Origin of the sequence: Pseudomonas sp. AKS31 (assembly GCF_023634765.1) — a bacterium.
Lineage (GTDB): Bacteria > Pseudomonadota > Gammaproteobacteria > Pseudomonadales > Pseudomonadaceae > Aquipseudomonas.
The window spans coordinates 767520-780398 of record NZ_JAMLFX010000002.1 but is presented as its reverse complement, the minus strand read 5'-3'; the positions used below and the strand labels follow the sequence as shown (position 1 = coordinate 780398).

Annotated in this window: 10 protein-coding genes; 7 read left to right on the top strand and 3 right to left on the bottom strand. The window is 58.3% G+C overall.

What is annotated here, in order from left to right; translation table 11 throughout:
• Positions 1-25: 25 nt before the first annotated feature.
• Positions 26-940 carry a LysR family transcriptional regulator gene (locus M9827_RS09480; protein ID WP_093431295.1) on the bottom strand — a complete coding sequence of 305 codons (915 nt, stop codon included), beginning with the start codon at positions 938-940 and terminating at the stop codon, positions 26-28.
• 270 nt (positions 941-1210) lie between these two features.
• Between M9827_RS09480 and M9827_RS09475 the strand changes: the two genes are divergently transcribed.
• From M9827_RS09475 to pgm, 4 genes are all read left to right on the top strand, one after another.
• A complete protein-coding gene (locus M9827_RS09475) occupies positions 1211-2233 on the top strand; it encodes a zinc-dependent alcohol dehydrogenase family protein (protein WP_007914918.1) in 1023 nt (340 codons plus the stop codon).
• 549 nt (positions 2234-2782) lie between these two features.
• Complete coding sequence (locus M9827_RS09470; protein WP_250605220.1) at positions 2783-4231, top strand: hypothetical protein; 1449 nt, start codon at positions 2783-2785, stop codon at positions 4229-4231.
• 49 nt (positions 4232-4280) lie between these two features.
• Entirely contained in the window at positions 4281-5681 is a 1401-nt protein-coding gene (locus M9827_RS09465; RefSeq protein ID WP_250605219.1) for an aminotransferase-like domain-containing protein, read from the top strand.
• Between the two features lie 105 nt (positions 5682-5786).
• Positions 5787-7430 (top strand): phosphoglucomutase (alpha-D-glucose-1,6-bisphosphate-dependent), encoded by a 1644-nt coding sequence (gene pgm, locus M9827_RS09460; RefSeq protein ID WP_250605218.1) that lies wholly within the window; start codon positions 5787-5789, stop codon positions 7428-7430.
• Positions 7431-7499: 69 nt separating this feature from the next.
• On the opposite strand, the gene M9827_RS09455 is transcribed toward pgm, so the two are convergent.
• Positions 7500-8195, bottom strand: a complete 696-nt coding sequence (locus M9827_RS09455) for a pirin family protein (protein ID WP_250605217.1) — start codon at positions 8193-8195, stop codon at positions 7500-7502.
• Positions 8196-8473: 278 nt separating this feature from the next.
• On the opposite strand from M9827_RS09455, the gene M9827_RS09450 reads away from it, so the two are divergent.
• Complete coding sequence (locus tag M9827_RS09450) at positions 8474-10948, top strand: UvrD-helicase domain-containing protein (protein WP_250605216.1); 2475 nt, start codon at positions 8474-8476, stop codon at positions 10946-10948.
• Positions 10949-10997: 49 nt separating this feature from the next.
• Here M9827_RS09450 and M9827_RS09445 read toward each other — a convergent pair whose 3' ends face one another.
• Positions 10998-11270, bottom strand: coding sequence for a DUF1652 domain-containing protein (locus tag M9827_RS09445; protein ID WP_250605215.1), 273 nt, complete (start codon positions 11268-11270; stop codon positions 10998-11000).
• Between the two features lie 263 nt (positions 11271-11533).
• Here M9827_RS09445 and M9827_RS09440 point away from each other — a divergent pair, with 263 nt between their 5' ends.
• A complete protein-coding gene (locus tag M9827_RS09440) occupies positions 11534-12349 on the top strand; it encodes a helix-turn-helix domain-containing protein (RefSeq protein WP_250605214.1) in 816 nt (271 codons plus the stop codon).
• 52 nt (positions 12350-12401) lie between these two features.
• On the top strand, positions 12402-12879 hold a 478-nt coding region (locus M9827_RS09435), incomplete at its 3' end, for an NAD(P)/FAD-dependent oxidoreductase (RefSeq protein WP_502943429.1).

Here is a 12879-nt window from a genome sequence, read left to right as displayed (position 1 = left end):
GGATAAACAGTCAGGCTGTCGGAGGCTAGAGACTGTCAGGATCGCCAAAAAACATCTGAATCCGCGACCGCAACCAACGCTCACCCGGATCATTGTCCTGCGATCCACGCCAGGCCATGTGCAGTTCAAACGTGCGCGTCGGCAATGGCGGATCCTCCGCGCGAACGCCGCCGGCCGCCGTCAACGCATCTGCCGTGTAATCCGGCACGGTCGCCACGATGTCCGTGCCGGCGAGCAACGTGCTCAAGCCATTGAACTGCGGCACCGCCAGTACCACATGGCGCTTGCGCCCCAGTTTCTCCAGTTCCTCATCAATAAAGCCACTGAGGTCGCCCGCGAACGACACCAGCGCATGCGGGCGGGCGCAGTAGTCGTCCAGGCTCAACGGCCCCGGCACGGTATCGGCGCGCAGCAATTTTGGCGCGCTGCGGCGCAGGACCTTGCGCTTGGCATTGGCCGGCAGGTCTGTGGTGTAGCTGACACCAATGGATATCTCGCCGGAAGCCAGCAGGCCGGGCATCAATATGTAGTTGACGCGACGGATCACCAGCACGATTCCCGGCGCCTCCGCGCGCAGGCGTTTGAGCAGCATCGGCAGCAGGGCGAATTCGACGTCATCGGACAAACCGATCCGGAATACCGAGGTGCTGGTCGCCGGGTCGAATTCGGCTGCACGGCTGACAGCGGTCGAAATCGAATCGAGGGCCGGTGAGAGCAGGGCGAAGATTTCCACCGCGCGGGCGGACGGTTCCATGCTGCGCCCGGTGCGAACAAACAACGGGTCATCGAACAGGCTGCGCAGCCGCGACAGTGCCGCACTGATCGCTGGCTGACCGAGAAAGAGCTTTTCAGCGGCCCGGGTCACACTGCGTTCGTGCATCAATGTTTCGAACACGATCAACAGGTTCAGGTCGACACGACGCAGGTCATTACGATTCATCTGGAGTCCTGGCAGAGTCATCAAGCTTGACGAGAGCGGCCATATGAGAACAATGGCCGGCATGAATCTTACGGGGAAAGGCTGGTACTCTGCACCGGAAAATTCAGCTTGAGTGAGACGTTGGCAGCAGTTTTTTCATGGATTTAGCCAATGCCGCCCCTGGTGCGGAATCAATGACAGGCATGTCGACTATTAATAGCCACTGATAGTCTTGGGTCAAAAGCCCAGATAGAGTTCAGGGCATTAGAGGTTACTTTGACGAGGTTTGCGATGTCCCGCACGATCCGTTTTCACAAGTTTGGTCCGGCCGAGGTGCTCAAATGCGAAGAGCATGCGGCCGCTCAGCCAGGTCCTGGCGAAGTGCAGGTGCGTGTCGAGGCAATCGGCATCAGCTGGTACGACACCCTGTGGCGTCAGAACCTGGCGTCGTCCCAGGCGCGTCTGCCATCGGGTCTCGGCCATGAAATGGCCGGTGTCGTCACTGCAGTCGGTGCCGATGTCGAGGACCTGTCCGTCGGTGACAAGGTTGCCAGTTTCCCGGCTGAAAGCCCGAACGACTACCCGGTTTACGGCGAGTCGATCGTACTGCCGCGTACCGCGCTGACCCGCTATCCGGATGTACTCAGCCCGATCGAAGCCAGCGTGCACTACACGCCGCTGCTGATCGCCTACTTTGCCTACGCCGATTTGGCAAGGGTCAAGCCGGGCCAGTTCGCGCTGGTCACTGACGCCAGCCATTGCGCCGGTCCTTCGTTTGTCCAGCTGGGCAAGGCGATGGGCGTGCGGGTGATTGCCGCGACCAAAGAAGCCGAAGAGCGCGAGTACCTTTTGTCCCTGGGCGCAGAAAAGGTCATCGTTACCGAAGAGGAAGATCTGTTGATGCGAATCAACAAGATCACTGACAACCGTGGTGTCGACGTGGTGTTCGACGGTCTCGGTGGCCCGCAGATGTCGCTGTTGGGCGATGTGCTGGCGCCGCGTGGCAGCCTGGTGTTGTACGGTTTGCAAGGCGGCAACCAGACACCGTTCCCGGCCTGCGCAGCGTTCCAGAAGAACATCCAGTTCTTCGTGCACTGCATCGGCAACTTCACCGGCAAACCGGAACTGGGCATCACTCAGGATCACGTCGCCTTGCAACGTGCCTTGCGTGACATCAACCAGCTGACCGCTGACCGCGTGCTGCTGCCGCTCAAAACCCGTGTATTCCCGTTCAACGAGTTTGTCGAAGCGCATCGCTACATGGACGAATGCCCATGCCGCGAGCGGGTTGCCCTGCAAGTCGAACCGGCGTAAGCCTTTCAATCAGAGTCCGTGGCCCCACGGACTCTTGTGCGTTTACCTTCCCACCTGAAAAGCAGAGCTTGCTGGGGCTGCGCCCGGGACCGTTCAGCAACTGAACTGGTTTTTGCTCACCATCTGTATCTTCTAATCACAATGTAAGCCCTGATAATTGAATGATTACTTTCATCTCAAGGAATGAGCCATGGCTGTGCATTCAATTTGTCCTGTTCGATATAAAACGGCTAAAACCGTTTGTCGCGCCAACTTCTGTTTAATTGTTGTAGGGCTATTCGGAAACTGCTTCTCTTTTTCTTGTACTCACTTGGCGTGGGATGCTGTGGGAAATTTCCTAGGATCGAGTTTCAGAAAAAATATCTCAGCAAATACAGGGCTTTGAGGCTGTTATTCGACGATTAAGGGTGGTTTTTCAGTTCAAGTGTTTCAAATAACTTCAAACTTGTAAGTGTTAGCATCTGAGCGTCTATTACTTATTGATCAATTGTCGCCTGACTGATGCGTCAGTCCGCGCGCCATGAAACTTTCGATACCGGGTAAATACCGATGAGCACTATCCATGATCAGGCAATGAATTATGTCTACCAGCAAGTTTTGCAACGTTTGCTGAGTTTCTTCTCGCGCGCAGAACGCACGGCGCTGCAGCTGCTGATCCAGCGACTGGCAGTGGCCGCCGGCGGCATGGAGAACATCGGTCATTTCAAGGTGCTGGTGAACCAGTCAGGGTCGCGCGACAGTTGTTACACGCTGGCCCTGCTACGGGCTGCGCAGTTGACCATCGCTGGCCGTTCGCCCGCGACCTTTCAGTTGCGGGTGGCCAACCTGCGCTGGAACGGCAGCAGCCAGACATCCCTGCAAAACATGCACCGCAGCTACAGCGCACTGTTTCTGTATGACGATCCCCGGGTAGAGCTGGTGATGGTCGATCATCGCGAGGTGTTGCCGTTTGATCATCAGCTTCCCATAAGCGCAGCTGGTCGCGAGGCCAACCGTATCAACCTGCTGTTGATCGGCCATCGACGAACCTGGAACGAAACGCTCGAATTATGGGATGACGCTTATCTGGCCACTGCCGAGTTTTATGGCCAGGTTGCCCGCTGGAACAACGGTGTCGACGCCATGGTTGGCAGTGAGTCCCCGCGTCGGCAAAACCACTTCCTCGAAGGACTCGGCCGTGCAGTGCAGAAGGCCGCAATTACCGCGCCGCAGGTGAGTCCGTTCGGCTTTGAAATGCTGTTTACGCTGCTCGATGGGCTGGGCGGTGATTATTACCGTGAGTTCTATCCCGAAGAGGAGCGGGTGGCCTGGCGTCCCGAAGATCAATTCGAGGCGTGTCGGCGTACCAGCTTTATCAGCATCAACGACATGATTGTCGGCAAGCTCGAAGAGCGCTGGCCCTTGCTGAGTGATTTTCTGGGGTTTCAGGCTGACGACCTGACGCTTTATCAGGGTGATGGCGAGCACGTAGAGCCTGTGGTGGCTGGGCATTTACGAGGTTTGCAGGCGCAATTCATCGAGGGGCGGACCTATGAGGACGGCGTCGGCGATTACCTGCAAAGCAGTCTGACGACGATGCGGCAAAAACAGGTCCCCGAACCGGTATGCGAACAGTTGCTCGCCAGCTTCGACAATCTGCAGGAGCCCGGGCATCTGCGCGCGCAGGCAGAAAGCGCTCTGTTGACCAATTTTGAACTGAATGAAATCCAGCTGACGTGCCTGTTGTTTTCACCCTTCATTAATGCGGGTGCCGGACTAGAGCGATTCTTGCGCAATTGTCACCCCGGTATGCTGGTGGCATTGCCGGATCTGCACCGGGCCATGCAGGGCCTGCATGCGCCGGAACAGGTCATGAAATGGATGACGGATGTCAGTGGGCTGCCGGTCAGGTTGATTGTGCGTCTGTATGCAATGGGGCCGGTTCGTATGTCTGCACCTGGAGAAGCGGCTGCGCAGAGCCTCGCTCCGGCTGCTGCTGATCGCTCGGCGGAAGGTTGATCGTGATCTGTTTGCCTGGAGATGACCCCATGCCCACGGATACGGGCTCGTGAAGCCGACAAAGGAGAATGACTTCGTTTATCAGGCGGTTTATCGATATCTGACGCTGCTGATAGAAGAGGCGGGGACTAGCGCGGCGGTGCGCCTGCCCTCACTCCGACAATTGTCTGACCGGCTCAATGTGTCGATCTCGACTGTCCAGTACGCCTACTCGCTGCTGGAAAAGGAAGGTCGAGTCTATTCAATTGCCAAGTCCGGGTATTACGCGCAAGCGCTGCACATGATGGATTCGCCGGACAGCGGCAGTGATTTGCTGGAAACCGTTTACGTCAATGCCAGGCGCCCGGGCATGTGCGTGCTGAGCGCCGATGAACCGGCCTCGCTACAACCGCTGGACAGCCCGTTACTGATGCTGGAGCGGGAACTGCTGCGTCAGTATCCCCGTCAGCCGCACGCGTTGGTGCAACCTTGTGGGGAGCTGGAATTGCGGACGGTGCTGGCCGCCCGTTACACCTCGTCCACGGCCAATTACTGGCGTGCGGATGACGTCTACATCGGCGCAGACCTGCGCGGTGTATTGGAGATTCTGGTTTCCGTGCTCGAGTTGCGTCGGGCCACTGTGGTCGTCGAATCGCCCTGTGACTGGGTGATCTTGCGTCTGCTGGAAGCCGCTGAGGTTAGGGTTATCGAGCTGCCGCTGCTGCCCGACGGCGTGATTGATCTGCAGCGGCTGGAATCGTTGCTCAACAGCGAGACAGTGCGTTTGATGCTTTTGTCGTCAGTGTTGAGCATGCCCCGGGGCAGTCTTCAGCCGCTGAACAACCAACAGGCAGTCGCGCATTTGCTTGGGCGTCATGGTATCTGGGTGCTGGAAAACGATTGTTACAGCGAACTCCATGAAGCCACTGATGCGCAACGGTTGCGCGACTGGCTGAACCCCGATCGGTTACTGGTGTTTTCCACATTCGAGAAGTTCGTCGGGGCCGAGGCGCCTTTCGGTTATGTGCTGTCGCGTCATTGGCGCAATGAGCTGCAGCGCCATTTCCTCTTGCGCGCGTTTCGGCTGTCACCGATTCGCCAGAAAGCCATTGCCAGGTTGTTGGGGGGAGGTCGGCTGGATCAGCATCTATTGGTATTGCGGCGAATGCTCAAGGAGCGTCGTACGCAATTGATCGAGTTGTTGCGCGAGCGTCTTGGCGATGCGATGCAGGTTGTCGAACCCCAGGGTGGCGCGACCGTGTGGGTGCATTCACTGCGACCGGTGAACATGGCGCAGGTCTTCCAGTGCCTGCTGAGGCAGCAGATCGTTATTGCACCTGGCGAGCTGTTCAGCCTGCACGGCCTGTATGCGCACCACCTGCGGTTGAGCCCCCTGAGCCATGGTGACCATGACCTGGCCAGTGTGGTCGGGCTGATCGGTGACGCCTTGCGCCTTGCGCCAGCAGACTAACGTTAAAAAACATCGGGAGACGCCCGGATAGATCCCATCGCACTGCGGTCAAACTGCCAGTAAACTGCGCCCTATTCCTGAACCACTCTATTTCAGAGGTTTTGCATGACACTCAGTCCTTTTGCGGGCAAACCGGCACCGGCAGAATTGTTGGTCGATATCCCGCGACTGGTAACGGCTTACTACACCGGACAGCCCGACGCCTCGATTTCCACTCAGCGTGTGGCGTTCGGTACATCCGGGCACCGGGGCAGCTCGTTCGACTTGAGTTTCAACGAGTGGCACGTTCTGGCCATCAGCCAGGCGATCTGCCTGTACCGCGAAGCACAAGGGATCACCGGGCCGCTGTTTGTCGGCATCGACACGCATGCACTGTCGACCCCGGCCGGCGCCAGCGCGCTGGAAGTCCTGGCCGCCAACGGTGTGACCGTGATGATCGCCGAAGGTGACGAGTACACGCCGACACCCGCCATTTCCCACGCCATTCTCTGCTACAACCGTGGCCGCACCTCGGGCCTGGCGGACGGCATCGTCATCACGCCGTCGCACAACCCGCCACAAAGCGGTGGTTACAAATACAACCCCACCAACGGCGGGCCGGCCGACACCCACATCACCAAGTGGATCGAAGCCAAGGCCAATGAATTGCTGGCCAACAAGCTGGCAGGTGTGAAGCGCGTCAGCTACGAGCAGGCGCTCAAGGCCAGTACCACGCACCGTCACGACTACGTGAACACTTACGTGGCTGACCTGATCAACGTGATCGACTTCGATGCCATCCGTGACGCCAAACTGCGTCTGGGCGTTGATCCGCTGGGCGGAGCAGGGGTGCGCTACTGGTCGGCGATTGCCGAGCATTACCGCCTGGATCTGCAAGTGGTCAACAAGGAAGTCGATGCGACGTTCCGGTTCATGACCGTTGACTGGGATGGCCAGATTCGTATGGATCCGTCGTCGAGCCACGCGATGCAGGGCCTGATCGGCCTGAAAGAGCGTTTCGACGTTGCCTTCGCTTGCGACCCTGATCACGACCGCCACGGCATCGTCACGCCGTCCGGTGGTCTGCTCGCGCCGAACAACTATCTGGCCGTTTCGATCGATTACCTGTTCCAGAACCGCCCGCAATGGCGCGCGGATGCCGGCGTGGGTAAAACCGTGGTCAGCAGCGGTCTGATCGATCGCGTTGCCAAACGCCTGGGTCGTCGTCTGTACGAAGTCCCGGTTGGTTTCAAATGGTTCGCAGACGGCCTGTTCGATGGCTCACTGGGTTTCGGCGGCGAGGAGAGTGCGGGTGCCTCGTTCCTGCGCAAGGACGGCGGTGTGTGGAGCACCGACAAGGACGGTCTGATCCCGGCGTTGTTGGCGGCAGAAATGACCGCGCGCACCGGTCGCGATCCGAGCCAGGCCTACAAGGCATTGACCGATGAGTTGGGCGAGCCGTTCTCGGTACGCGTCGACGCCAAGGCCAACCCTGAGCAGAAAGCGCTGCTGAGCAAGTTGTCGCCTGCACAGGTCACTTCGACTGAGCTGGCCGGCGAGAAAATCCAGAGCATTCTCAGCCATGCACCAGGCAACGATCAGGCGATTGGCGGTCTGAAAGTGATGACGGAAAACGGCTGGTTCGCAGCGCGTCCGTCGGGCACGGAAGACATCTACAAGATCTACGCCGAAAGCTTCATCAGTGACGACCACCTCAAGCAATTGGTCGTAGAGGCACAGGCGCTGGTGGATGGCGCCATTTCCGGCTGATGTTGTTGGCGAGCGCATGAAAAAGGGCAACCATATGGTTGCCCCTTTTTTTGCCTGCCATTCGAGCGATCAGGCCAGATCCACCAGGACAATTTCACTGTCCTCAATGGCTGTGACGCTCAGCACTCGTTCATGCGCTACCGCCACGCCGTCTCGAGCTAGTGCGCGCAAACCGTTCACTTCAATTGCGCCGGTGGCCGGTACCAGATACGCGCGACGCTTTTCATCCAGATGATATTCCGCAGTTTCCCCAGCCTTGAGATTGGCCGCGACCAACCTTGCATCCGCGCGAATCCGCAGGCTCTGGTCATCACCTTGCTTGCCGCTGGCCAGCGTGACAAAACCTTCGCGCAGGCCTTTGGGGAACGGTTTGGCGCCCCACGATGGCGGTGCGCCGGTTTCCGTTGGCAGGATCCAGATCTGAAAGATCTTGGTGTCCTTCGCTTCCAGGTTGTATTCGCTGTGTGCGATGCCGGTGCCGGCACTCATCACCTGGACGTCGCCAGCCTCGGTGCGGCCCTTGTTGCCCAGGTTGTCCTGGTGAGTAATCGCACCTTCACGGACATACGTGATGATTTCCATGTCGCGATGCGGATGCTGCGGGAAGCCAGTGCCGGCAGCGATCACGTCATCGTTCCACACCCGCAGGTTGCCCCAGCTCATGCGCTGTGGGTCGTAGTACTCGGCGAACGAAAAGTGGTGATGGGCATCCAGCCAGCCGTGATGGGCGCCGCCCAGCGAGCTGAAAGGTCTGAGTTCAAGCATGATCGTCTCCTCAAAAGGTTCGTCATGGGGTGTGAGTGGTTGCACCCAACGCGAGACCGGTGGTTTATGACGGCGATCATCTATCAGTTAATAATCGATAAAAAGCGTAAAAAGTGCGGCATTATGATCGAAATGCCCGATAAGAAAAACACTCGAAAGCGTCTCATCTGACCTTCAGTTCATCGCCTAAACCAATGACCTGTAAGCATTTCGCTAGAACTGAACGGCAAATACAGACACCATAGCCGCAACAGCCTCACACACTGGAGCCCGTCAGCGTGGCGCAACACACCCCCGATCTTCCTCCCGAACTTCGCCCCTTGGCCGAGATGCCCTGGTTCAAACGCCTGGCTGCACGCTTGTTCGGCCACGGCTTGACCCGTCTGCGCGCGCAGCACCGAGCCTCGTGGTTGCACGGTCAGGCCGACGGCTTCCGCAGCGGCCACACCGCTGGTGTTGAATATGGTTTCAAGGAAGGCAAGCTTGAGGGGCTGGAAGAGGGCCGTCAGGTGCTGCTGATTCGTGACAGCCGCAGCACTGAGCATCGCCCGCCTGGCGTCGATAATCATCTGTTCGACGATTGGCGCCTGCCGCTGACGGCCGAGCTGAAAAAGCGCATGAAGGCCGATGTCGCCCGTTTATTGCCTGAACATGCACAGCCAAGCACCGCGCAATGGAAGATGATTTTCAGCGAAACCCCGTCAACCTCAGTGGTCGCCGGCGCTGGCGCAGGCAAGTCCACCACGCTGGTCCTGCGTATCCTGTTGCTCAACCACTATCTGGGTTTTGAGCTGGATTCGATGACCGTGGTGACCTTCACCCGCGAGTCGCGCAAGGATTTCATCAACAAACTGATCGAGCTGTTCGCGCTCTGGGGGCAGGCGCTGAACCTGCTTCAGGCACGTGAACTGGTGCGCACATTCCACTCGCGCATTCTGCCGATGGTGCGCAGCTTGCCGGGTTTCGAGCGCTTGCAGGCTTTTGAAAACCTCAGTCACCGCGCACAAGGTGATGAGCAGGAGGTCGACAGTAACCCGTTCGATCTGCGCATCAACGACGCGCAACGTCAGCAACTCAACGCCTGCTATCACCGCTTGTTCAACGAGGACGAGCGGTTTCGACATTTGATTCAGCCACTGTCCCGCGCCGGTTTGCAGCTCAAGGAGCTGGAGCGTGATCACCCGGATGTGCAGAAACGCGTCGCGGTAACGGAGCTGGCGGCGCGGCGCGACGAGGAGTTGTGCGACGTCATTGAAGATCTGTGGTTCCGCGCTGGCGCGTGGCCGATCAAGGGCATAGAACCGAACCGGCAGAGTTTCGATATCAACGGCGCGAAGTTTCATTGCCACGGCTACATTCCGAGCCTGGATGCCTGGGTGGTGCTCGGCTTCGATCCACGGGAAAACCCGCAAACGAGTCGGCCAAACGCCAAGCTGAGCGTGCGCGCAGAGTGGGCTGTCAAACGCACACTGTTTCAAGCTTTCTGCCGTAAGCCATTGATTTGGCTGGATAGTTACGAGTCGTCAAAACGCGTTCTGGCAACGCTGGCGGGCGATGCCAGTGCCGGGCCGGGCTTCGATTACAAGGTCAAAGGTGAACTGGCTTCCGCGCCGTTGCTCGATTGTTTCGTGGCGGCGGCAGGCTTTATCGAGAACCTCGGCCTGGACGTGCCTGACGCAGTCGGTCGCATGAGCTTTGCCAAAGACGATCCAGACCGTTTCTTCTTTGAGGCCCTGAGTCTGTTCTGGCGCGCCTTTGAAGATCATCTGCTCGATCAGAAACCGCCGATCATGACCTACAACCGCATGTTCGCGCTGTTCAGCGAGCATTCACCGGAAAATCTAAAGCTGTTGAGCGACGCGTTACTCAGGCCGCTGTCGCACCTGATGATCGACGAATTTCAGGACGTTTCACCGCAGATCGTCTCGTGGATTCGCGCCAGCCTTACGGAAATCCGCAGCCGCGGCCCAGCCATGCACGTCGGGCGGGGCGCGCAGCGTTCCTCGCTGCTGTGCGTCGGCGATGACTGGCAGTCGATTTATGGTTGGCGTGGCAGTTCGCCGAGTTATTTCATGGCGTTCGACAAGGAGTTTCCGTCGCCGAGCACCACGCGGGTGATGCTCAGTGATAACTACCGCAGCCACCAGTACATCATTGATGCCGCCGAACACATCGTTCGCGCGGCGCCGGCAATCCCGGGGAAAAAAGCCAAGGCCAGTGGCGCACCGAAGCCGTTGCAACCGGTCAATGTGCTGGAGCGCGACGATCAGGCCTTGGGCCAGCGCCTCGCCGAACACTATCGTCAAGGTCATTCGATCTTGATGCTTTATCGAAAAAGCAGCGATAAGTTATTGATTGAAGAGCATATTCAGTCTGTAGTTAATGTGGATTCGAGCTTGCCGTATGAAGCGCGCCGCCTGAAGCAATTGACCTACCACAGCGCCAAAGGCTTGCAGGCGGATGCGGTGTTTTTGCTCGGTGACTGTCAGCACATGACCAGTTCGCCTTACAAAAATCAGGTCTATCGCATGGCCGGGCTAGGCAAGTCGGGCGACAGCGAGCCCTATGACAGCGCGCAAAAGGACGAGATCCTGCGCCTGGCCTATGTCGGCATCACGCGGGCGGTCAGCCATTGCTACTGGTATGTCGAACCACAGGATGCGCAAGCAGTGAACATGCCCCGGGCGTCCGACCGAGTGGTCAAAGACAAGCCGTTCTTCGTTGATCACCGCACCGCAAAGCAAACCGCGTAAGCACAAAAAAGCCCGCATCGCTGCGGGCTTTTCGTTTTAAATCATAGGCTTATGCGTAACTCTTGAGAGTCTCCGGAGGAATAAACGCTTCCAGCTCATCCTCCACAGCCTCGATGATTCGTTCGACATCTGCCGCATTCATCACCGTCGCGCACGGGATGCCAGCGATGGCGATCATGGTTTCGCCGCTGGCGCGATCGAACAGACGGGCGATCATGCTGCCTGGCGCGTCCATCGTTGCCTCGAAACCCATCGGATGAAAATGCCAACGCATCAACTGGCATGCGTTGGGGAACGTGACTTTGCTCGACCCTTTATTCATGTGTTGCCCGCCTTCTTCATCGAGCGCTTCCGTTTGCTCATGTTAGGTGGGAAGAGCCTTCATTGGCTCAACCGGTGACTGACGTTAAAAGTAGCATCCGCATGTGAATTTTCTGTGAGATTTTTCAGTTCATTTTGCGATTGCTTCGCATTTTTTGATGTAAGTCACGGCCTACGCAATCATCGCCAAAACGCCACTACGGATTAATCGTTGAAGCCTGTAGCGAACTTGGGCAAGCTCGGTTCTTTTGCGCCGAGCCCTTTATGCACGCCGACGATGACGGCCCAGACCAGACCCAAGCCACGGCGGCTACGGTCATGCGCTATCACCTGAGCTGGAAGCACCGTGACCTGGACAGCGTCATGGCGCTGTATCACCCGGACATCCAGTACAACGATTTCTTCCAGAACCGCGTGCTTGGACTCGACGAGTTGCGCGAGTACGTGCGCGTCAGCATGCCGCGAGAATCCGACGAACTGCTTGAGCATTGCGACCGTATTCGCGTCGACGGCAACACCGCGTTCATTCAATACGAAGTCACCTTGCGCGGCGGTGACGGTCTGGTGTCGTTTCGCTCCAGTGAGGCGCTCACGGTCAAGGAAGGGCTGATCTGGCGCGTCAACGAGTACGCCTCGCTGGTGCGCACGCAAACGGCGGGCACGCCCTCGTCAAGTCAGCGCCCGGCAGTCAGTCGCCTGGGTCTGTCGCCGCGCCAGTTGAGTTTTATGGCCGAAGATCTGCAGCAGTATTTCGAAAAACAGCAACCGTACCTTGACCCCGAACTCGACCTGCAGCGGGTGGCGAAGGAGTGCGGGTACAGCCGCAATCAGATTTCCTATCTGCTCAATCAGGTGCTCGGGCAAAGCTTCTATCGCTACGTCAATCAGGCGCGCCTGCAACATCTGTTGCGTTCGCTGGACAACGCCACGCCGCCGGTGCGCATCGATGAGCTGGCCTTCGCCGCCGGTTTCAATTCGCTGTCGGCGTTCTATAGCTGTTTCCGTCAGCACACCGGCCAGTCACCCAAGGCTTACGCGAAACAAATTTCTTTGCGGACACGCGCGCAAGACATCCACTGAGCACAGCCACTAGGATCGACGCCATCGAAGAATTTCAGTGGCGGAGTCTTGCATGCCGGCGTGGCGCACTATCAGTTTATGGATGGATCAACTCGATGAGCCGCTGACCGCGCGGCCCGAGCTGGAGCGAGATCTGGACGTCGACGTGGCAATCATCGGCGCCGGGTACACCGGGCTGTGGGCGGCGTACTACCTGAAGAAGCTCGCCCCCGGTCTGGATATCGCCATTGTCGAGGCGCAAACGGCCGGTTTCGGCGCCTCCGGACGCAATGGCGGCTGGCTGATGGGCAATCTGCTTGGCGAAGATCGCTTGCTGGCCGGGCTATCGCCCGAGCAGCGCCGCGCTTCTTTTGATCTGCTGCACAGCATTCCTGATGAAGTGGAAGTCGTCCTCGAACGTGAAGGTATCGACTGCGATTATCGCAAGGGCGGCGTGCTTTATTGCGCGGCGCGTTACCCGGAGCAGGAAACCTCGCTGCGTGAGTATTTGGGCAAACTGCACGCCCAAGGCCTGACTGACGCCGATTACC

Excerpts from the sequence above, each read along its gene's own strand:
- M9827_RS09440 (WP_250605214.1), top strand. The coding sequence starts at position 11,534 with ATGCACGCCGACGATGACGGCCCAGACCAGACCCAAGCCACGGCGGCT.
- M9827_RS09480 (WP_093431295.1), bottom strand. The coding sequence starts at position 940 with ATGAATCGTAATGACCTGCGTCGTGTCGACCTGAACCTGTTGATCGTG.
- M9827_RS09470 (WP_250605220.1), top strand. The coding sequence starts at position 2,783 with ATGAGCACTATCCATGATCAGGCAATGAATTATGTCTACCAGCAAGTT.
- M9827_RS09445 (WP_250605215.1), bottom strand. The coding sequence starts at position 11,270 with ATGAATAAAGGGTCGAGCAAAGTCACGTTCCCCAACGCATGCCAGTTG.
- pgm (WP_250605218.1), top strand. The coding sequence starts at position 5,787 with ATGACACTCAGTCCTTTTGCGGGCAAACCGGCACCGGCAGAATTGTTG.
- M9827_RS09475 (WP_007914918.1), top strand. The coding sequence starts at position 1,211 with ATGTCCCGCACGATCCGTTTTCACAAGTTTGGTCCGGCCGAGGTGCTC.
- M9827_RS09455 (WP_250605217.1), bottom strand. The coding sequence starts at position 8,195 with ATGCTTGAACTCAGACCTTTCAGCTCGCTGGGCGGCGCCCATCACGGC.